Origin of the sequence: Paraburkholderia sp. 32, assembly GCF_050435345.1 — a bacterium.
In the GTDB taxonomy this organism is placed as follows: Bacteria; Pseudomonadota; Gammaproteobacteria; order Burkholderiales; family Burkholderiaceae; genus Paraburkholderia; species Paraburkholderia tuberum.
The window spans coordinates 2,423,699-2,445,386 of record NZ_JBNDKD010000003.1; the positions used below are offsets into that span (position 1 = coordinate 2,423,699).

The window sequence follows — 21,688 nt, forward strand, 5'->3', positions numbered from 1 at the left end:
CCATCTCTCAGTGTAGGCGAAGGAAGCGGGGAAAGAACGACGATGTCAAACGGTCCAGAGAAGCGAAAAAAGGTGCATTTGCGCCCGGTTTGGAAACCTGTTTTTTGATGATTTTTCCTTTATTTGCCTAGCGTCTGGGCGAGGTCGCATTAGCCTGTGTACCATCCTGTTACCGGCCTGACGGCAAGCGTCACATGGCGCCAAAACCCATGACAATGCCGTCAAGCCGTCCCGTTCGCCGTCTGCCGCGCGACTTCCACCTGGCTATCGACAAAGTCCGCCCAACTCTGAAGCATGCGACCCTGCCACGCCGCTTCGTCGGTTGCTTCACGCTTCGCGATGTCGCCCCCCGCAGCTGTTTGCTGTTCCATGTCGCGCAGATGCGACGACGCGGTGCGACGAAAGTCATGCAGCACGAAATGCTCCACGTCGAGCCCCAATGCCTTGACTGCCTGGTTCAGCGTGCTTTTCGCGATCGGCCGATCGTCGCCCCTGACGCTCGGGAACACGAACGTCTCGCTGGTGCGCCCGCGCTGCAGCTCGCGCAGCAGCGCAACCGCCTGACGCGGCAGACGGACGACGCGGTCCTCGCGCGCGTTCAGGCGCGCGGCGGGGATCGTCCACAGCGCGTTGTCGAGATCGAACTCGGCCCATGTCGATTCGACGAGGTCCGCTTTGCGTGCCATCGTCAGCACCAGCAGATGCAGCGCGAGCTTCAGCGGACGGCGGATATTGGATGTGTCGATCCTGCGCAGCATGACACCGATCTCGGCGCCGGACAGCACGCGGGTGCGGCTGTCGAAGGTCGCGATCGAGCGCGCCGGTACGACTTCCGCGGGATTGCTGGTCGCGAGCTGGCGCGCGATCAGATACGCGTACAGGCGCTTCACGACGTTGCGCGTGTGCAGCGCCATTTTCGGCGAGCCGCGGCTTTTGATGCGCTCGCAGATCGCGACGACGTCGTCAGCGGTGACCGCGCCGATCGGCTTGTTGCCGATCGCGGGCAGCACGTCCTTGTCGAGCGCGCGCCGCGTGGTGCGGCGATATTCATCCGACTTGCCGGCCAGCGCCGTCGCGAGATAAAGCTCGGCCGCTTCGCGCAGCACGTCGGCCTTGCTCTCGGCACCGCGATCGCGCCGCGCGGTGGCGACCGGCGAGATGCCCTGCGCGACGAGCGCCGCGTACCTCTGCGCCTTCGCGCGCGCGACGCGCAGCGAAATCATCCGGTAATCGCCGATGGTCGCGAGCGGCTGACGCTTGCCGTTCAACGTATAGCGGAAGCGCCAGACCTTGGTGCCGGTCGTCATGACCTCGATCACGAGGCCGTTGCCGTCGGCGACGCAGTAGCGGGTCGCGCGCGGTTCGAGCGCGCGGATCTCGGATTCGGTGAGCGGGGTGGCGAGGCGGGGCATGCTTTGGGGGCGCTGTACGTTTAGGCTCGGACAGCTGGATTCTAAATCCTTTGCCCGGTTGTGTACCAAAAATCCGGTGGGTTTTTGGTCGACGGAGTGCGATTTTCGCGTGTGCGGCAGCGGCACCGATTCGGCCGCGAGAGCCTATATGACGGCCGCATTGCGGCGACGCACAAGTTCGGCGTTACTTGCCGATACAGAATCGGCTGAAAATCACGCCGAGCAGATCGTCCGAACTGAACTCACCGGTGATCGAGTTCAGTTGATCCTGCGCGAGCCGCAATTCCTCGGCGAACAGATCGAGCGCCTGTGCGTTCTGCTCCGCATGCACGGCGGCGGTCGCCAGATGCTCGTCGGCCGCGCGCAACGCGATCAGGTGCCGCTCGCGCGCGAGATAGACGCTCTCCGCGCCCGCCTGCCAGCCGGCAATCCGCAGCAGTTCGTCGCGTAGCAGCGCGACGCCGTCGCCCTTCTTCGCCGACAGCCGCACCTCGCTAAGTTCTAGGTCGGCGTCGAGCGCCTGCGTCGCGGGCGCGAGCCCTGTCAGGTCGGTCTTGTTCAGCACGCGGACGACGGGCACGCCGCGCGGAAAGCGTCCGGCGATCGTTTCGTCGCCGGCCGTCATTCCGGCGCGCGCGTCGAGCAGATGCAGCACCACGTCCGCGCGCTCGATCTCGCCCCATGTGCGCTCGATGCCGATCTTCTCGACCTCGTCCTCGGTCTCGCGCAGGCCGGCCGTGTCGATCACGTGCAGCGGGATGCCTTCGATCTGGATCGTCTGCGCGACCTTGTCGCGCGTCGTGCCGGCGATCGGCGTGACGATCGCGAGTTCGGCGCCGGCGAGCGCATTCAGCAGCGACGACTTGCCGACGTTCGGTTGCCCCGCCAGCACGACCGACAAACCTTCGCGCAGCAACGCGCCCTGGCGCGCCTCGCTCAGCACGTGCGCGAGACGCTCGCGTATGCGCACGAGCTTGCCGCGCGCGTCGGCGGCTTCGAGGAAGTCGATTTCCTCTTCCGGGAAGTCGAGCGTCGCTTCGACCAGCATCCGCAGCGTGATCACCTCTTCGACCAGCGCGTGGATGTCGCGCGAGAACGCGCCGTCGAGCGATCGGCCGGCCGAACGCGCGGCGGCCTCGGTGCTTGCCTCGATCAGATCGGCGACGGCCTCGGCCTGCGCGAGGTCGAGCTTGTCGTTCAGAAACGCGCGACGCGTGAATTCGCCGGGCTCGGCGAGCCGTAGACCGAACGCGCGGCCGGCGTCGATGCAGCGCTGCAGGACCAATTGCAGCACGACCGGGCCGCCATGGCCTTGCAGTTCAAGCACGTGCTCGCCGGTGTACGAGTGCGGCGCCGGAAAGTACAGCGCGATGCCGCGATCGAGCGGATTGCCGCTCGCGTCGAGAAACGGCACGTAGCTCGCGTGACGCGCCGCGAGCGTCTGGCCGGTGAGGGCCTGCATCAACGGCTGGGCCGCCGCCGCGCCAGCGCGGCCGAACGAAATCCGCACGACGCCGATGCCTCCCCGGCCGGGCGCGGTAGCAATGGCAACGATGGGATCGGAGTCGGTCGTGAGCATGTGAAGTCGGGTGAAACGGGAGGGGAGGAGCAGGGCCGCGTCGGTCGAACCGGCGCGAGGCATTGTAACGCGCGCGCTTCGCACGGAAGCGCTGGCGACAAGGACGCGAAGCGGATGACGTGCCCGTTCGCCTCTATTGTTTGAACAACTCAGATTTATCTCAATTAAGCTAGGATTGTTACCGCGCTACTTAGGAATTGTTGAGACTCGGCAGGAACTGCGGTTCAGGCAAAGCCAAGCCTGGCAATCGAGAGATGAAAAAAATCAAATTCGCGCAACGCGTTACGGGGCGCGCGCTACAAGCTAAAACTATCTCAAATAAGAGAAAACAAAGCTTGATCGGTTGTCAACTGGCTGAACTCCGAATTGCACAATCTGGCCCATGCCGACCGACAAAGAAAAAGCCGCCTTCGCCAAGAGGCTGAAGGATCTGCTCGAGCCGCTGAAAATCCGCGGCGGGACCAAACTCGCCGAGCAATTCAATCTTCGCTATTACGGCGAGCGGCCCGTGACGCCCCAGACCGCACACAAATGGCTGACGGGCACGACGATCCCGAAGCCGGACAAGTTGCGCACGCTCGCCGAATGGTTGAACGTCAAGGAGCACTGGCTCCATTACGGACCACCGCCCGGCGCCAGCGCACGACCGATGGCACGTGGCGAAAAATATCCGCCGACACCCGAAACGATCGAACTCGCTTCGAAGATCGCATCGTTGACCCCGAAGGACCGGAATCTGGTCGAGGAAATGATCGTGCGTTTTTACGGCGAAGATTCCGACGAAGAGTGAACGACGAAACTCAAGCGCAGCCGCCCGCCGCATTTCCTTCAGCCGCACCATAAAAAAAGCCGCCCGGTTCGCACCGGGCGGCTTTTCGTTTTGAGCTTGCGTCACGGCGGCCCTGCGGGCCGCCACCGGACGGAACATCAGGCCGGCTTCACCTTCGAGCTGCCCATCATCCGCGTGATGTAGTACTGCTGCGCGATCGACAGCACGTTGTTCACGACGTAGTACAACACGAGACCTGCGGGGAAGAAGAAGAACATCACCGAGAACGCGATCGGCATGAACATCATCATCTTCGCCTGGACTGGGTCCGGCGGCGTCGGGTTCAAGCGGGTCTGCAGGAACATCGACACGGCCATCAGGATCGGCAGGATGAAGTACGGGTCCTGCTGTGACAGATCATGGATCCATAGAATCCACGGCGCGCCGCGCATTTCCACCGACGACAGCAACACCCAGTACAACGAGATGAACACCGGGATCTGGATCACGACCGGCAGACAGCCGCCGAACGGATTGACCTTCTCGGTCTTGTACAGCTCCATCAGCGCCGCGTTCATCTTCTGCGGATCGCCCTTGAAACGCTCGCGCAGCGCCTGCATGCGCGGCGTGATCGCCTTCATGCGCGCCATTGACTTGTAGCTCGCGGCCGACAGCGGGAAGAACACCGCCTTGATCAGCACCGTGAGCAGCACGATCGACCAGCCCCAGTTGCCGACATAGCCGTGGATCTTCGACAGCAGCCAGAACAGCGGCTTCGCGATGATCGTGACCCAGCCGTAGTCCTTCACCAGATCGAGACCCGGCGCGATACCTGCGAGCATCTTTTCTTCTTCCGGACCGGCGAACAGACGCGCGGACACGCTGACGGTCTGGCCCGGCTGGATGGTCGGCATCGCCTCCTTCATGCCGACGCGATACAGCGACGGATCGATCTTCTCGGCGTAGAACTCGCGCTTCACGCCTTCCTGCGGAATCCAGGCCGACGCGAAGTAGTGCTGGACCATCGCGACCCAGCCGTCGTTGGCCGACGTCGCGAAGTTCTGCTTGTTCTTGTCGAGATCGCTGAACGTCATCTTCTGGAAGTGATGCTCGTTCGTGTAGACAGCCGGTCCGATGAACGTGTGCGAGAAGCGCGGCGTTTCGACCGGCTGGTCGTCGCGCACGAGTTCCATATAGAGTTGCGGCGTCACCGGCGTGGTGCCGACGTTCTGGACCTTCGTCTCGACGCCGATCACGTAGCTGCCGCGCGTGAACGTATACGTCTTGATGACCCGGAGGCCGCCCTTTTCCGGCGACTCGAAGCTCATCTGGAACGAGTTCTGGCCGTCGGCCAGATGGGTCGGCTGATTCGGCATCAGCGTAAAGATGTCGTTGTGATTCGGGAAATCACCGCCGAGCAGGCCAGTGCGCGCCAGATACGTGTGATTGTTCGTTTTGTCGAACAGCGTGATCACGAGATCCGGCTGCTTGCCGTCGCCCTGCTTGACGAGCGACAGGCGCGACAATGTGCCACCGCGGGTGTCGATTTCGCCGCTATAGACGTCGGTGCCGAACTTCACGAGCTGCGATTGCTCGGCCGCTGGCGCGTTGCCCGGCGCGGCCGCGTTGGTTGTCGGCAGATCGGCCGGCTGGGTGCCCGGTGTCGTGGTGCCCGGCGTGGCGCTGCCGGCGGTCTGGGTCGGCGTCGTGCTCGGGAAGAACATCGACGGGCGTCCGTGGTCGCGTTGCCAGTTGTCGAACAGCATGACAGCTGACATGAAAAAGATGACCCATAGGACGGTGCGTTTGATATCCATGCGTTGTCTCAGTGTCGATGGAACGGCGCGTCAGCGCTTTTCAGAAGTGGGTGGCGGGACGAGATCGATGCCGCCCGCGGAAAACGGATGGCAGCGGCAAACACGCCTCACGGCGAGATAAGTCCCGCGCGCGGCGCCATGATACTGGATTGCCTCGCGCGCGTAATCAGAGCAGGAAGGGTAAAAACGGCACCGGTTGCCGAGCATGGGGCTCACGGCAAGCTTGTAAAAGCGCAATAAAGCGAAGAGTACCGTTTGCATGGCAGGTGCGGCCGTACGGCGCCGCGCAACGTGAAGTACAGGACGGCGCCCGCGCTCTGAAGCTGCCGGCGCAACGCCCATTGCGGCGACCGTGGTGCGGGCGGTCACTGCGTCATTCCGTCTTGGGCGCCTCCGCGGGCGGCGCCTGACGACGGGTAATTTCGCGCGCTGCCTTGTCGAGCAGCGCCTCGATTTCGCTGCGGCACAGCGCCTTCAACGGCGGCGATGACGCGCTCGGCAAAGCTTTTTTGTCGAAACGCGTGTGTAGACGCAGCAGCACATCCCAACCGCCGAATTCCGCGCGACGCAGCCGGAAGGCTTCGCGCGCCATCCGGCGCACCAGATTCCGCGTGGCCGCGCGCGGCGCATACTTCTTACCGATCACGAGGCCGAGACGCGCCTCGTTGCCGGTGGGCCGGCCGTACACGACGAAGTGTGCGGTACGGCGCCACGGCCGCAAACGAAAAACGGATGAAAATTCATCCGTTTTTAGCAGCCTTGCGGCTTTGGGGAAGGCGGCTTGCGCTCGCAACGGAACCGAGCCCGGTTGCTGCGCCCCGGCCGCTCCCGCTTCGCCGCGGGTTTCGGTCACAGCGCGCAATCCGCTTGCCTTAGATCGCGAGGCGCTTGCGGCCCTTCGCGCGACGTGCGTTGATGACCTTGCGGCCGCCAGCGGTCTTCATGCGAACGCGGAAGCCATGGGTGCGCTTGCGACGGGTAACGGAAGGTTGGTAAGTACGTTTCATGTTGCTCTCACTTGATCGAAAAAAACCGCGCGATCATCGCTGAAAGCGCAATGGCCGGTGGTTTACTGAAATTGGTTTTCGCGGAACCCGTTATTTAAACTGGTTTTCCGTTGGCCGTCAATAGTTTAGCCGTCGTCTGGCGCAGCCGGGGTTGCCGGACCAAGCGATCGGTCCCTGTGGATAACTCACTTTCGGGTTCGTTTTGGCGTTAGAATCTCGCCTTACTTCCCAAAAATGTTGCACGCCGCTCCGGCACGCTTGTCCCGCAGACCCTTGTGGCACAGGCGCCTGGGGCTGTTACGCCTGGCTGCTCAGGGCCTTGTTGCGCGTGCGCGACAGGGGCAGCGGCGACCGCCGTGCACACCATAACGATAGCAACTTGATGAACGAATTCTGGCAACACTGTTCCGCATTGCTGGAGCGTGAGCTTACGCCCCAGCAGTACGTGACGTGGATCAAACCCTTGGCCCCGGTCGCCTTCGACGCCGATGCGAACACGTTGAGCATTGCCGCGCCGAACCGCTTCAAGCTCGACTGGGTCAAGAGCCAGTTCTCCGGCCGCATCGCGGATATGGCCCGCGATTTCTGGCATGCGCCGGTGGACGTGCAATTCGTATTGGATCCGAAGGCCGGTATGCGTAGCCCAACGGCCGCGGCGCCGGCTCCGGCGTCGGCACGCCCGGCTTCGGCCGCGCCGCAGGGCGGTAATGCCGGCGGCGTCGCGGCCGTCGATGCGGCTGTCGGCGCCGTGCATGCCGCGCATGCCGCGCGCGCGAATCCCGCAGCCGCGGCTGCGGCGCTCGCAGCGCAAAACGCGAATTCGCGCAGCGCCGCCGAAGACGTCGCAGATCTCGATCTGCCGAGCCTGGACGCGAACGAAGCCGCCGCCGGACGTCGCACGTGGCGCCCAGGCCAAGGCGTGGGCGCGACGGCATCCAGCGAGAGCGACTCGATGTACGAGCGCTCGAAGCTGAACCCCGTGCTGACCTTCGACAACTTCGTGACCGGTAAGGCGAATCAGCTCGCGCGCGCCGCGGCGATCCAGGTCGCCGACAACCCCGGCATTTCGTATAACCCGCTGTTCCTGTACGGTGGCGTGGGCCTCGGCAAGACACACCTGATCCATGCTATCGGAAATCAGTTGCTGATGGACAAACCCGGCGCGCGGATTCGCTACATCCACGCGGAACAGTACGTGTCCGATGTCGTGAAGGCGTACCAGCGCAAGGCGTTCGACGACTTCAAGCGCTACTACCACTCGCTCGACCTGCTGCTGATCGACGATATTCAGTTCTTCTCGGGCAAGTCGCGCACGCAGGAGGAATTCTTCTACGCTTTTGAGGCGCTGGTCGCCAACAAGGCGCAAGTGATTATCACGAGCGATACGTATCCGAAGGAAATCTCGGGTATCGACGATCGCCTGATCTCGCGCTTCGACTCGGGCCTGACGGTGGCGATCGAGCCGCCCGAACTCGAAATGCGCGTCGCGATTCTGATGCGCAAGGCGCAATCGGAGTTCGTGAGCCTGAATGAGGACGTCGCGTTCTTCGTCGCGAAGCATCTCCGCTCGAACGTGCGCGAACTCGAGGGCGCGCTGCGCAAGATCCTCGCGTATTCGAAGTTCCACGGCCGCGAAATCACGATCGAACTGACCAAGGAAGCGCTGAAAGACCTGCTGACGGTGCAGAACCGGCAGATTTCGGTGGAAAACATCCAGAAAACGGTCGCCGACTTCTACAGCATCAAGGTCGCGGACATGTATTCGAAGAAGCGTCCGGCGAACATCGCGCGGCCGCGGCAGATCGCGATGTACCTGGCGAAGGAATTGACGCAGAAGAGTCTGCCGGAAATCGGCGAGCTTTTCGGCGGGCGCGACCACACGACGGTGCTGCACGCGGTGCGCAAGATCGCCGACGAGCGCAGCAAGGACGCGCAGCTGAATCACGAACTGCACGTGCTGGAGCAGACGCTGAAGGGCTAGACGGGCTGGCCGCACGCGACCGTGAAACGGACGTCGGCGGCAGGAAACGCCGGAAGCGGCTACGCAGTGGTTTGAATGAGGCCGCGAAAACGCTGTAAATCGAGAAACGGGCAGGGGACTCACAACCCGGCGGCGCTGTCGGGTCCGAACGGGAAATGACAAGGAACGCGACGGTAAGCGGGCAGAAGCGACGTAAAAAGCGCGGCAAACCCGTGACGAATTTGCGGCGCAACCGGCCAGAAGTGGCGGAACAACGAGCCTGCGAACCGGTAGCGCCGCGCAGCGGCGCGACAAGTCGGCGGCAGCCCGGACCACGCCCTACAAAATCGACCTGTTTATTCCCGAACTCGCCCCCATTTTAGTGAGGCGGTCCCGTTTTCAGGCACAATACAGGTTTAACCGCCCGGCGGCGACGGGCGGATTTCACGCCGTGTCGGGCGCTTTTCAGGGCGCCGGCGGGGAGCCGTGGCTGCGCGCTGAAACGCTTGTCCCGTAAGGCGTGCAGGCCGTTATACCAACGAAGGAACCCTATGCAACTGGTCAAGACCGAACGCGACAACCTCCTCAGGCCGCTGCAAACCGTGAGCGGCATCGTCGAACGCCGCCATACGTTGCCGATCCTCGCCAATTTGCTGATCACCAAGAACGGTCCTGACGTATCGTTCCTGTCGACCGACCTGGAGTTGCAGATCACCACGCGCGCCGATTTCGGCGTGGGCGGCGATTCGGTCGCGACCACGGTGGCAGCGCGCAAGCTCCTCGACATTCTGCGCGCGATGCCTGACGGCCAGGTCACGCTGACGCTGAACGACAAGCGTCTGACCGTGCAATCCGGCAAGAGCCGCTTTGCGCTGCAGACGCTCGCCGCGGACGAATTCCCGACCGTCGCTCAGGCCAAAGACTACGGCGCGAGCCTGGTGGTTCCTCAAAAGACGTTCCGCCAGCTGCTCGGCATGGTCCATTTCTCGATGGCCCAGCAGGACATCCGCTACTACCTGAACGGCATGCTGCTGGTGGTGGACGGCGATCAGCTGATGGCGGTCGCGACCGACGGTCACCGTCTCGCGTTCTCGTCGATGAAGATCGAGGGCTCCTTCGCGCGCCACGAAGTGATCATTCCGCGCAAGACGATTCTCGAACTGCAGCGCCTGCTCGAAGACATCGACGACACGCTGAAGATTGACATCGCGCAGACGCAGGTCAAGTTCACGTTCGGTCAGGTTGAACTCGTGTCGAAGCTCGTGGAAGGCAAGTTCCCCGACTTCCAGCGCGTGATTCCGAAGTCGCACAAGAACAAATTCCAGATTGGCCGCGAAGAACTGCAGCGTTCGCTGCAACGCGCGGCGATTCTGACGTCGGATAAGTTCAAGGGCGTGCGCTGCATCGTCGAGCCGGGCCAGTTGAAGATCATGTCGACCAACGCCGATCAGGAAGAGGCGCAGGAAGAACTGGAAATCGCATACGACGGCGACAGCGTCGATATCGGGTTCAACGTCACGTATCTGCTCGACGTGCTCGCGAATTTGAAGGTCGACATGCTGCAGGTGAGCCTGGGTGATGCCAGCTCCAGCGCGTTGATCACGATTCCCGAGAACGACGAATTCAAGTACGTGGTGATGCCGATGCGCATCTGACGCGTCCAACATCAAGAAGAACACCAAGGGGCGCAGCGCCCCTTTGGCGTTTTTATGGCGTTTTGAAAAGTCCAGAGCAGCAACCTTGCAGTAACGCAGAACCGGAAAAAATCCATGACTGAAACGAACAATACGCAGCCCGATAACAGCTACGGCGCCTCGTCCATCCAGATCCTCGAAGGTCTGGAAGCCGTGCGCAAGCGGCCTGGGATGTACATCGGGGATACATCGGATGGCACCGGTTTGCACCACCTCGTGTTCGAAGTGCTCGACAACTCGATCGACGAAGCGCTCGCCGGCCATTGCAACGACATCCAGGTGATCATCCACGCGGACAACTCCGTGTCGATCACCGACAACGGCCGCGGCGTGCCGACCGGCCTCAAGATGGACGACAAGCACGATCCGAAGCGCAGCGCCGCCGAAATCGTGATGACCGAGCTGCACGCCGGCGGCAAGTTCGACCAGAACAGCTACAAGGTGTCGGGCGGCCTGCACGGCGTGGGCGTGTCGTGCGTGAACGCGCTGTCGGCGTGGCTGCGCCTCACCGTGCGCCGCGACGGCAAGAAGCACTTCATGGAATTCCACCGTGGTGTGCCGCAGAACCGCGTGCTCGAAGAGATCGACGGCGTGATCACGTCGCCGATACAGGTGATCGGCGACACCGAAAACCGCGGCACCGAAGTGCATTTCATGGCCGATGAAAAGATTTTCGGCAATGTTGAATACCACTACGACATTCTCGCGAAGCGGATTCGTGAGCTTTCGTTCCTCAATAACGGCGTGCGGATTCGATTGGTGGATCAGCGCTCGGGTAAGGAAGAGGATTTCGCGTTCGTCGGCGGCGTGAAGGGTTTTGTCGAGTACATCAACAAGAACAAGTCCGTGCTGCACCCGAACATCTTCCACATCATCGGCGAGAAGGATGGTGTGGGCGTCGAAGTGGCGATGCAGTGGAACGACAGCTACAACGAAAACGTGCTGTGCTTCACGAACAACATTCCGCAGCGCGATGGCGGCACGCACCTTACCGGTCTGCGTGCGGCGATGACGCGCGTGCTCAATAAGTACATCGCCGATCACGAAGTCGCGAAGAAGGCGAAGGTCGAAACGTCGGGCGATGACATGCGTGAAGGGCTGTCGTGCGTGCTGTCGGTGAAGGTGCCTGAGCCGAAGTTCAGCTCGCAGACGAAGGACAAGCTCGTGTCGTCGGAAGTGCGCGCGCAGGTGGAAGAAGTGGTCGCAAAGGCGCTCGAGGAATTCCTGCTCGAGACGCCGGGCGACGCGAAGATCATCTGCGGCAAGATCGTCGATGCGGCGCGTGCCCGCGATGCGGCGCGCAAGGCGCGTGAGATGACGCGCCGTAAGGGCGTGCTCGATGGCGTCGGTTTGCCCGGGAAGCTCGCCGATTGCCAGGAGAAGGATCCGGCGAAGTCGGAGATTTATATCGTCGAGGGTGACTCGGCGGGAGGGTCGGCGAAGCAGGGGCGTGATCGGAAGTTTCAGGCTATCTTGCCGCTGCGCGGCAAGGTGCTGAACGTCGAGAAGGCGCGCTACGACAAGCTGCTTTCTTCCGAGCAGATCGTTACGCTGATTACCGCGCTTGGCTGCGGGATCGGCAAGGAAGATTACAACCTCGACAAGCTGCGCTATCACCGCATCATCATCATGACCGATGCTGACGTCGACGGCGCGCACATCCGGACGCTGTTGTTGACGTTCTTCTATCGGCAGATGCCGGAGATGATCGAGCGCGGGTATATCTATATCGCGCAGCCGCCGCTTTACAAGATCAAGGCGGGGAAGGATGAGCGGTATCTGAAGGATGAGTCGGAAGTCAACGCTCATATTCTTCGGCTCGCGTTGCAGGGGTCGGAGTTGGTGGCTTCTGAAGGTGCGACTCCGATTACCGGGGATGCGTTGGGTGAGTTGGCTCGGGCTTATCTGTTGGCGCAGGCAGTGGTTGATCGGTTGAGCCGGCTGTATGACGCGGGTGCGCTCGAGGCCGTGATGGATGGCGTCGTTATCGACCTCTCCAGCGAGCAGGCGGCCGAAGCTTCGGCTCGCGCGCTTGAGGCGAAGCTGCGGGATGATGCGCTGAAGCCGGAAGTGCGCGTTACGACGATGTATGACCCGGTGCGGGAGCTGCGCTCGCTGCGCGTCGCGCGGACGCATCATGGGAATCAGAAGATTTCTGTGATCGATGAAGAGTTTCAGTTGACTGCGGATTATCAGCAGCTTGTGACCACCGCTAATACGTTCAAGGGGTTGATCGGCTCTGGCGCTGTGATCAAGCGTGGGGAGCGGAGTATGGCTGTCACCGACTTTAAGAGTGCGATGAAGTGGCTGCTGGCTGATGCTGAGAGGAATATGTCCAAGCAGCGCTATAAAGGCCTCGGGGAGATGAATCCGGAGCAGCTTTGGGAGACGACTATGGATCCTGCGGTGCGGCGTCTTCTTCGGGTGCAGATTGAGGATGCTATTGCTGCTGATGGCATCTTTACTACGCTCATGGGGGACGATGTGGAGCCGCGCAGGGCTTTTATTGAGTCGAATGCGTTGAGGGCGGGGAATATCGACGTTTGAGGGTGTTGTAGCAGGAGTCATAACCTGAGATTTTGGGAAGCATCCATTGAGACATTTATCGATAGACGCGCTCCGATAGCTCACATGATGGCACCTGACTAACGTCACAGCCGCACGAATGACGGCCACAGTGTTGAGGTGGCCGTAGTTTTTTCGGTCTCGGCAACAATCAGGGGGGCTTTTCAGCCGGACTTCTGCTGCGTCCGCTGGTCCGCGGTTTTCGTCTGTGCTCCCGCCCAATGTACTGAAAACGATTTCGCCTGCGACAGCATCGCCCAGCTCACGCACAGCGGCTTCGTTGGTCGCGCCAGAGCATCGTAGTTGGGGTGACCCGGTTTGCTTCTCTAGCGAATGCGCCTCTTTTAGATAGACGCACTGCGCTGACCGCCTCAGAACGACTCCTAGCGGCGATGGCCGTTGATGCGCTCCTATCTGACGCCGGCAAAAACCTGGAATCTGGCGAAGTCGGTGACGGTGGAGTGCGTGGGCGCTGGCCGGCATCCCGTGTGCCCGGCAAAAAAGAAAGTGTCCCTCGACCTCGTCATGGAAGCCTCCCTGACGGAGAGTGCCGAAACGGTCAAAGCCTTGTCAGCTATGGCTAGGGACGCATTTATTCGGTAGCGCATGTAACCATCGAGCGGCTCGTCTTTTTACCCCCCGTTTTCTTTGAAATTTTTGGGCGCAGGGCGGCTGAGGGACACTTTTAGGGAGGGGGCTCCGAAGCGTCACGCGAGGCGTGAAAGCCCTCCGTACGAATCGCGGATGGGTCTACAGGCACCATCAGGGCCCGCTCGAACTCACTGGGTCAAATCTGTCCCGCAATCAACCATTCCACCGTTCCGGCCACCCCCTTGCCAGCAAATCCACCGCATCTTGCATCTGCAGCGCCGTCTCGTCGCGGTTCGCCCCCAAGAGCCACTTGAGAGGACCGCGACGAAACATCCAAGCCTCCATGTTTTCAATCCTCCATGCGACTTCTGGCGCCCGCGTTGAAACGCGGGGGCGCGCTTGCCGCCACTACAACCTTGTTGTGGTATGACCCAAGCGACTGAGCCTGGCTCGGCTCGGCCAGTGGACGCCATCCGCAACCGCCGACCGCGCCAAGTCATGAGCTTACTTCGCAACGGGCATTGTGAACTCGGCTCCCTTGGCAATGCTATCCGGCCAACGCTGCATGACGCTCTTGTAGCGCGTATAGAAGCGTACGCCTTCTTCGCCGTAAGCATGATGGTCGCCAAAAAGGGAACGCTTCCAGCCGCCGAACGAATGCCATGCCATCGGAACCGGGATGGGCACGTTCACGCCGACCATGCCGACCTGAATCTGTCGCGCGAACGCCCGGGCCACGCCGCCGTCCGACGTGTAAAGCGAGACACCGTTCGCGAACTCATGCGCGTTAATTAGCTTCACTGCGCTCGCGAAATCGGGCACTCGAATCACCGCAAGAACAGGCCCAAATATCTCTTCCTTGTAGATTTTCATGTCCGTCCGAACGTCGTCGAAGAGGGTACCGCCGATGAAATACCCTGGCCTCGAATAGACCGGGTGAGTTCGCCCGTCAACGATGAGCCTGGCACCTTCGGCTTCGCCGGAAGCGATGTAGCCGGCCACTTTCGCCTTGTGTTCGGCCGTCACGAGCGGCCCCATTTCAGCGTCGAGTTTCTCGCCATTCTTGATAACAAGCGATTTGACGCGCGGAATTAACTTCTCGATGAGGGCGTCCCCGGTGTCACCCACGGCGACCGCCACCGAGATAGCCATACAGCGCTCGCCGGCGGAGCCGTAGGCGGCACCAATCAGCGCATCCACCGCCTGGTCCAGGTCTGCGTCCGGCATCACCACGAGGTGATTCTTCGCGCCGCCCAACGCCTGCACGCGCTTGCCGCGACGCGACGCTTCCGTATGGATGTACTCCGCAATCGGCGTCGAGCCGACGAACGACAGGGCGGCGACGTCCGGATGGTCGATGAGCGCGTCGACTGCCACCTTGTCGCCATTGACCACGTTGAAGACGCCATCCGGCAAGCCAGCTTCCTTGAGCAGTTCGGCGAGGCGCACCGAAGCGGACGGGTCGCGCTCGGACGGCTTCAACAAGAACGTGTTGCCGCAGGCCAGCGCAACCGGGAACATCCACATCGGCACCATCACGGGGAAATTGAACGGCGTAATGCCCGCCACCACGCCCAACGGCTGACGCAGGTTCCAGTTATCGATGCCGCCGCCAATCTGGTCGGTGAAGTTCGTCTTCAGGAGATTGGGAATGCCGCAAGCGAATTCGACAACTTCGATGCCACGTACCATTTCGCCCTGCGCATCGGTGAAGACCTTGCCGTGCTCACGCGTGATGAGCATCGCCAGCTCGTCGTGGTGCTTGTTCAGCAGTTCCTTGAACTTGAACAGGATGCGCGCACGCTTGAGCGGAGCAGTCTCGCTCCAGCTCGGGAAAGCTGCCGCGGCTGCCTGCACCGCCTGGTCGACTTCTTCGACGGAGGCAAGGGCCACTCCGCCGGTCACCTCTCCGGTTGCGGGGTTGAAAATATCCTTGAAGCGGTCGCTCGACGGCACAACGATTTGACCGTTGATGAAGTGGCTAACCTGCTTGATAGAGAGGTTCGCTGTTTCATTTGCTACATTCATTTCGGAACTCCAGATGCTTGTCTGGCCGATGGCGGCCTGGTGGTTAAAATCAGGCAGCGTTGCGCAGTACGTCTTGCACCGTTGAGAAAATCTGGTCAATCTTCTGCTCGTCGATAATCAGTGGCGGCGAGAAGGCAAGATGTCACCGGTGTAACGCACGAGTACGCCAGCCTCGAAGCATTTCAGGAATACGTCGTATCCGCGTGCACCCGGTGCACCCGGACGCGATTCGAGCTCGATACCGGCGACCAGACCGAGGTTCCGGATGTCCTTCACGTACGGCGAGCCATGCAGCTCGTGTACAGCATCTTCGAAAACGCCGGACAACTCTTTTGCACGCTCGAAGAGTCGGTCCCGCTTGTAGATATCGAGCGTTGCAATAGCAGCTGCTGCCGCGGCGGGATGCGCAGTGTAGGTGTAGCCATGAAAAAACTCGATAGCATTCTCCGCTCCTGCATTGACCACCGTGTCATGGACCGCGCGGCTGGCCGCAACGGCACCCATTGGAATGGCCGCGTTATTGATTGCCTTCGCCATCGTGAGGACGTCCGGAACTACGCCGAAATATTCGCTCGCCGTCGGCGCGCCCAAGCGCCCGAATCCGGTAATCACCTCGTCGAAAATCAGCAGGATGCCGTGCCTGGTGCACAGCTCGCGGAGTCGCTCAAGGTAGCCCTTCGGAGGAACGATTACGCCAGTCGACCCTGCAAGCGGTTCGACGATAACGGCGGCGATGGTCGAGGCGTCGTGGAGCGCGACGAGCCGCTCAAGCTCATCTGCCAGATGTCCACCCCAGGTCGGTTGGCCACGCGTGAACGCTGCCTCCGCGATGTTCAGCGTATGCGGAAGGTGGTCCACATGTGGCATCAGGTTACCGGAGAACGTCTTGCGGTTTGCCAGGATGCCACCGACTGAAATGCCGCCGAACCCAACACCGTGATAACCACGCTCCCGGCCGATGAAGCGGGTACGTTGCCCTTCACCGCGCGCACGATGATAGGCGAGTGCTATCTTCAACGCTGTGTCGACCGACTCCGAACCCGAGTTTGTAAAGAAGATACGGTCGAGGCCCACCGGCATCAATTCGGCGACCGCGGTCGCTGCTTCGAATGCGAGCGGGTGGCCCATCTGAAACGTCGGCGCATAGTCCATCGTTGCGAGTTGCTCAGCGACAGCCTCCGTGATTTCCGAGCGGCCATGGCCCGCGTTCACGCACCAAAGACCTGCCGTCGCGTCGAGCACGGGACGGTCGTCCACGGTCGTGTAGTACATGCCCTTCGCAGATTTGAACAGTCGGGGTGCTGCCTTGAATTGCCGGTTCGCCGTGAAGGGCATCCAGAAGTTCGAGAGGTCCGGCCCGGTTTGCGTTGTGCTCATGAGATGACTCCGTGAATATGGAGTCAACTCTATCGACTTCGCACGCTACAATCACTGGACAGCCGAAAACAAACGGTCAGACTGTACTAACTACTTCTCCCGGACTGTATTGAAATGTTCGAACTGAACCTGTCCCGCCTCAGGAAGAACGAAGGTACGCTGGTCGACCAGATTGTCTCGTCAATCGAGCAGGAACTGAGGCAGGGTACGTACCCCGCCGGCACCATGCTGCCTTCTGTACGAACGCTTGCGAAAGCTCATAACCTGAGCACGTACACAGTCTCTGAAGCATACCAACGGCTTGTTTCGCTAGGGCTTGTGAACGCCCGTGCCGGAGCAGGTTACCGTGTCGCAACTCCAGCAGCCAAAGCGCCTGCTGCGCCTGTCTGGAGCGCTCCAAGTTTAAACGCCGCGTGGCTACTGTCCGACGTTTTTGCGGACCAGTCTGTGCCCATCAAGGCGGGATGCGGGTGGATTCCAAACGACTGGATAAACGAGAGTGGCGTTCAACACGCGTTGCGCGTAGTAAGCCGCGTGCCAGGACCCCGCATCGGAGGCTACGGCCATCCGTACGGACTCGCGACACTGCGCGAGCATATCGCTAATTCGTTGCGTAGATATTCGCTGTCCGTAGGTACCACTGACGTTCTGTTGACGCAAGGCGTCACTCAGGCGCTGGACCTCGTCGTTCGGACTCTTCTTCGGCCCGGTGACACGGTGATTGTTGAAGACCCGTGCTATTGCAATCTGCTGCAGATTCTCAAGGTGGCATTCGTCAACGTGGTGAGTGTTCCGCGTACACCTGACGGCATCGATAGCGCGCAACTTGAAGAGGTGGTGAAGCGACATCGCCCGAAGGGCCTGTTCATCAATACCGTGTTGCAGAATCCTTCGGGAACATCGCTTAGCGCTTCGTCAGCGTTCCGCCTGCTTCAGATTGCCGACCGCGAAGGTCTGTGGATTGTTGAAGACGATATCTCCAGAGAGCTCGCTCCGCCTGGCGCGCCATGCCTCGCGGCGATGGAAGGTCTGCAACGGGTCATCTACGTATCAGGCTTTTCAAAAACCATCACACCCGCAATGCGAGTCGGATATATCGCCGCCAGCCGAGACCTCGTTTCGCGGTTCGCCCTGACAAAGATGGCGGTCGGCCTTACCTCATCCGAAGTTACCGAGCGTGCTGTCGCGACCGTCCTTATAGAAGGGCACTACGACCGTCATACCGCTCACATCCGGGAACGGCTGTTCAATGCGCACGCGCGCGTGACTGAGTCCATGGCCAGAGCCGGCCTCGAAATATTCCACGCGCCCAATGCAGGGCTGTTTTTGTGGGCGAAGTTGCCTATTCGGCCGGAAGACAGCATCGCAGTTGCAAATGATGCGTTGAGCAAGGGCATCTGGCTTGCTCCTGGCTCATATTTCCGACCAGGGGAGCCCGCATCTGAGTGGTTCAGATTCAATGCAGCGGCGTCCGACGTTCCGGAACTGTGGACGTTTATGAAGGGGCTGACCAGCGGCGCCGCCTAGCTTTGCGAAAAAGGCAGACTCGGAGAGACCAAAGCTGCCTGCAACGGGTCACAGAACGGCCATCGATTCCGTCATGTTCTGTCGCATGTAATCAAGAAACCGTTTCTGGAACAGCATGGTGTGCTCGTGCGCGGCCTTTTCCGCCGCCTCGGCGTCTTTCCTCGCTATCGCGTCTATCAGTTCGTCGTGGTCGCGTCCGAGCTTCGCCGCTGTCGGCGAAGTGACCGTGAAGTCAAAATGCAGATGCAACAGTCGCTGGCCTTCACCCAATAGCCGCTCGTAATATCCGACGAAGTAAGGGTTGTTCGCCGCATGCGCGATGGCCATGTGCAGAGCCTTGTTCGTTTCGGACATCGCCTGGAAATCGCCACTTGCCACCGCCTGCATGTACACGTCATCTGCCTTACGGATGCGGGCGAGGTCGGTATCGGTTCGGTGCAGTGCTGCCAACCGCGTGACCGCTCGCTGGATGAGGTCAAGTGCCGAAATGTATTTGGGGAATTCTTCAATTTCGAACGGCGTGACAAGAGTCGTGCGGTTCGGAAGAATGGTCACCAGGCCTTCGCTAGTCAGTCGCGCAAGCGCATCGCGCACCGGCGAACGCGAAAGGCCAAACTGCTCCGCAAGCGATACCTCGTCCAGCGGGGCGCCTGGCTTGAGTTGCAGCGTCAGAATCTGCTTTCGCAACTCCTCGTAGATGTACCGTCCGCCATGCCGGCGCACGTTGGTCTCAGTCTCTGTCGTGCCTTTGCTCATCGTTTCACCGCCATCATCGTGGGCCCGGAAAGACGGGCGCGCATTCAAGTTTATCATCGCGCGCACTCCGCCTCAGGCCTTCAGGAAACCCGAGCCCCAGGTGTCGCTCAGCATGAAGCCGGCGGCGAGCGGGTCGTCAGGGTCGACCCCAATCTGCTGGATTCCGTAGACCCACGCCCGCCCTTGAACACGCGGGAGCACCGCCGGCCTGCCTCCTACCTCGGTTTTGCCGAGGAGCTCGATGGTAAATTCGCCTCCGATTGTCGAGCGCGATTTCAGCCGACTGCCAACGTCCGCCAGGCCTCGGGCGGCCAGCGTCGCCAGATTGGCCGAGCTTCCCGTTCCGCACGGTGACCTGTCGACCCGACCAGGAGGCAGTGTCGTGCACGTCTGATACAGTTCGTCAGTCACGCGATTGCGGAACATCACGTAGGCGACCTCGTTAATCTGTGGGTAGAGCGGATGCTGTATCCGAATCTGCCCGTTGATGACATCCTTCAGCGACACGCCAAGCTCGGCAAGCTCGCGGGCCTTCTCTGGCGCAATCTCCAGCCCAACCTGTTCGACGTCGATGAGCGCGTAATAGACGCCCCCGAACGCGATGTCCGCCTTGATTGTTCCGAAGTGCGACGTCTGGAAGCTAAAGTCCAGCTGTTCGACAAACGACGGCATCATGTCGAGTGAGACCTCGGTGCAACGCCCGTCCTTACAGCTCGCGCGGGCGGTAACCAATCCCGCTGGCGTGTCGAGCACCACAGTCGTTTCCGGCTCCTGCATCTCGACCATACCGAGTTCAAGCAACGCTGTGACCACGCAAATGGCATTGCTGCCCGACATCGGATGCGCCTTGTCCGCCTGCAGCACGATGAATCCGGCGTGTGCTTCAGGACGAGTCGGCGGCAGCAGGAGATTGACCGACATCTGCAGGCAGCCTCGCGGCTCAAGCACGACCAGTCTGCGCAGACTGTCGTCCACCTCGTTGATGTAGTTCATCTTGTCGAGCATGGTCTCACCGGGGATGCCGACGACTCCTGCCGTGATAACCTTGCCAATCTCGCCTTCGCAGTGCACGTCTACGAGTTGGAGTGTCTTTTTCCAGCGCATGATTGACCCACCTTACTTGATGTACCAGCCCCATGGCTTGTCACTGTCGTACCGCGTAATCTGTTTTGTTTCCAGATAGTTGTTAAGGCCCCATTCGCCAAGTTCGCGGCCGATACCGCTTTGCTTATAGCCACCCCATGGAGCTTCCGTAAAAGTCGGTTGCGAGCAGTTAATCCAGACAATGCCTGCGCGCAGCGCTCGCGCGACACGTTCGCAGCGCTCGTTATCGCGCGACATCACCGCCGCAGCAAGGCCGAAGCGCGAATCGTTTGCGGACCGCACCGCGTCCGCCTCAGTGTCGAACGGTCGAATGCATACGACCGGCCCGAAGATTTCCTCACGCCAGACCCAGCTTTCTTCCGGTACATCGGCAAAAACGACGGGCTCCATAAAGTAACCCTTATCGAGGTGTGCGGGTCGTTCTCCGCCAGTTACCAGTCGCGCGCCTTCTTCCTTGCCACGCGCGACGGCTTCGAGCACTTTCTCATACTGCCCCTCGCTAACGAGTGGTCCAAGCAGCACGCCGTCCTCAAGACCGTTCCCGATAGTGATTTTGCGCGTTTCCTCTTCCAGCCGCTCGAGCAGGCGCCCGTAAATTTCGCGCTGCACGAGAACGCGCGACGTCGCAGAGCAAACCTCTCCCTGGTTCCAGAAGATGCCGAACATAATCCATTCGACGGCCGCATCGATATCGCTATCTTCGAAGACAATGAACGGCGACTTGCCGCCCAGTTCGAGGCTCACATTCTTGATGTCGCGCGCAGCGGCCTGCATGATTCGGGTACCGGTCGGAACGCTACCGGTGAACGCCAGCTTGTCGATACCCGGATGCTCGCTCAGCGGGGCGCCTGCGTCCTTGCCAAGACCGGTGACCACGTTGAGCACGCCGGGAGGAAGTTCAGCACCGGCCGCAATGTCGGCGAGCTCAAGCGCAGTCAGAGGCGTGAGCTCCGACGGTTTCAGGACCATGGTACAGCCAGCTGCGAGAGCAGGCGCGACCTTCCATGCGGCCATCAACATCGGAAAGTTCCAGGGGATGATGGCCCCCGCGACACCGACCGGTTCCTTGCGCGCAACCGAGCTGAAGCGGTCATCGGAAAGCGCAACAGGCTTCTCGGCATCGGCATCCAGCCTCTTGGCGAGACTCGCATAGAATTCGAAGCAACCGGCTGCATCGCCCAGGTCCCATAGGGCCTCCGGAAGCGGTTTGCCATTGTCGCGAACTTCGATTTCCGCAAGCTCCTGCAAACGGTCACGAATGCCCTTGCCGATTCTGCGAAGGACAGCGGCGCGCTCGGCGCCGCTCATACGGGGCCATGGGCCTTCGTCGAATGCTTTGCGGGCAGCGTTGACTGCAAGGTCGACGTCTTCCGAGGTTGCGGCAGCGACCTTTGCAATCACCTTCTCATTGCTCGGGTCAACCGTATCGAAAGTCCCACCCTGCAGGGGCGAAACCCATTGGCCGTTGATATAGAGATGCTCGTACGATTTCATCGAATTCG

The 21,688-nt window shown here is 61.0% G+C and carries 15 protein-coding genes and 1 pseudogene; 5 read left to right on the plus strand and 11 right to left on the minus strand.

What is annotated here, in order from left to right:
- Window positions 1–221 precede the first annotated feature (221 nt).
- Both OKW26_RS34045 and mnmE read right to left on the minus strand, forming a co-directional pair.
- The gene (locus OKW26_RS34045; protein ID WP_429356378.1) at window positions 222–1,412 is read right to left on the minus strand and encodes a tyrosine-type recombinase/integrase; all 1,191 of its coding nucleotides are present in this window, start codon (window positions 1,410–1,412) and stop codon (window positions 222–224) included.
- A gap of 184 nt (window positions 1,413–1,596) precedes the next feature.
- Window positions 1,597–2,991 (minus strand): tRNA uridine-5-carboxymethylaminomethyl(34) synthesis GTPase MnmE, encoded by a 1,395-nt coding sequence (gene mnmE / locus OKW26_RS34050; protein ID WP_090802291.1) that lies wholly within the window; start codon window positions 2,989–2,991, stop codon window positions 1,597–1,599.
- A gap of 382 nt (window positions 2,992–3,373) precedes the next feature.
- On the opposite strand from mnmE, the gene OKW26_RS34055 reads away from it, so the two are divergent.
- Complete coding sequence (locus tag OKW26_RS34055) at window positions 3,374–3,781, plus strand: helix-turn-helix domain-containing protein (protein ID WP_018418931.1); 408 nt, start codon at window positions 3,374–3,376, stop codon at window positions 3,779–3,781.
- Window positions 3,782–3,918: 137 nt separating this feature from the next.
- Here OKW26_RS34055 and yidC read toward each other — a convergent pair whose 3' ends face one another.
- The 4 genes from yidC to rpmH form a co-directional block, all read right to left on the minus strand.
- Window positions 3,919–5,577, minus strand: a complete 1,659-nt coding sequence (gene yidC, locus OKW26_RS34060; RefSeq protein ID WP_184060959.1) for a membrane protein insertase YidC — start codon at window positions 5,575–5,577, stop codon at window positions 3,919–3,921.
- A 30-nt stretch (window positions 5,578–5,607) separates the two neighbouring features.
- Window positions 5,608–5,838, minus strand: coding sequence for a membrane protein insertion efficiency factor YidD (gene yidD / locus OKW26_RS34065; protein WP_167050029.1), 231 nt, complete (start codon window positions 5,836–5,838; stop codon window positions 5,608–5,610).
- 112 nt (window positions 5,839–5,950) lie between these two features.
- Complete coding sequence (gene rnpA, locus OKW26_RS34070) at window positions 5,951–6,430, minus strand: ribonuclease P protein component (protein ID WP_429356379.1); 480 nt, start codon at window positions 6,428–6,430, stop codon at window positions 5,951–5,953.
- Window positions 6,431–6,449: 19 nt separating this feature from the next.
- Window positions 6,450–6,584 (minus strand): 50S ribosomal protein L34, encoded by a 135-nt coding sequence (gene rpmH, locus OKW26_RS34075; RefSeq protein WP_004198824.1) that lies wholly within the window; start codon window positions 6,582–6,584, stop codon window positions 6,450–6,452.
- 382 nt (window positions 6,585–6,966) lie between these two features.
- Here rpmH and dnaA point away from each other — a divergent pair, with 382 nt between their 5' ends.
- The 3 genes from dnaA (at window position 6,967) to gyrB (ending at window position 12,785) form a co-directional block, all read left to right on the plus strand.
- Complete coding sequence (gene dnaA, locus OKW26_RS34080; protein WP_429356380.1) at window positions 6,967–8,565, plus strand: chromosomal replication initiator protein DnaA; 1,599 nt, start codon at window positions 6,967–6,969, stop codon at window positions 8,563–8,565.
- A 530-nt stretch (window positions 8,566–9,095) separates the two neighbouring features.
- Window positions 9,096–10,199 carry a DNA polymerase III subunit beta gene (gene dnaN, locus OKW26_RS34085; RefSeq protein WP_090802283.1) on the plus strand — a complete coding sequence of 368 codons (1,104 nt, stop codon included), beginning with the start codon at window positions 9,096–9,098 and terminating at the stop codon, window positions 10,197–10,199.
- A gap of 114 nt (window positions 10,200–10,313) precedes the next feature.
- A complete protein-coding gene (gene gyrB / locus OKW26_RS34090) occupies window positions 10,314–12,785 on the plus strand; it encodes a DNA topoisomerase (ATP-hydrolyzing) subunit B (protein WP_429356381.1) in 2,472 nt (823 codons plus the stop codon).
- Window positions 12,786–13,898: 1,113 nt separating this feature from the next.
- Here gyrB and OKW26_RS34095 read toward each other — a convergent pair.
- Both OKW26_RS34095 and OKW26_RS34100 read right to left on the minus strand, forming a co-directional pair.
- Window positions 13,899–15,422 carry a CoA-acylating methylmalonate-semialdehyde dehydrogenase gene (locus tag OKW26_RS34095; protein ID WP_429356382.1) on the minus strand — a complete coding sequence of 508 codons (1,524 nt, stop codon included), beginning with the start codon at window positions 15,420–15,422 and terminating at the stop codon, window positions 13,899–13,901.
- Between the two features lie 49 nt (window positions 15,423–15,471).
- Window positions 15,472–16,799 (minus strand): annotated as a pseudogene (locus tag OKW26_RS34100) (aspartate aminotransferase family protein).
- A gap of 114 nt (window positions 16,800–16,913) precedes the next feature.
- Between OKW26_RS34100 and OKW26_RS34105 the strand changes: the two are divergent.
- Entirely contained in the window at window positions 16,914–18,326 is a 1,413-nt protein-coding gene (locus OKW26_RS34105; protein WP_429356383.1) for a PLP-dependent aminotransferase family protein, read from the plus strand.
- A gap of 48 nt (window positions 18,327–18,374) precedes the next feature.
- Here OKW26_RS34105 and OKW26_RS34110 read toward each other — a convergent pair whose 3' ends face one another.
- Genes OKW26_RS34110 through OKW26_RS34120 form a run of 3 tightly spaced genes read right to left on the minus strand, consistent with a single transcriptional unit; the run spans window position 18,375 to window position 21,680 of the window.
- Window positions 18,375–19,139 carry a GntR family transcriptional regulator gene (locus OKW26_RS34110; RefSeq protein WP_429356384.1) on the minus strand — a complete coding sequence of 255 codons (765 nt, stop codon included), beginning with the start codon at window positions 19,137–19,139 and terminating at the stop codon, window positions 18,375–18,377.
- Window positions 19,140–19,154: 15 nt separating this feature from the next.
- Complete coding sequence (locus OKW26_RS34115) at window positions 19,155–20,186, minus strand: proline racemase family protein (protein ID WP_429356385.1); 1,032 nt, start codon at window positions 20,184–20,186, stop codon at window positions 19,155–19,157.
- 12 nt (window positions 20,187–20,198) lie between these two features.
- Window positions 20,199–21,680, minus strand: coding sequence for an aldehyde dehydrogenase family protein (locus OKW26_RS34120; RefSeq protein ID WP_429356386.1), 1,482 nt, complete (start codon window positions 21,678–21,680; stop codon window positions 20,199–20,201).
- Between the last annotated feature and the right edge of the window lie 8 nt (window positions 21,681–21,688).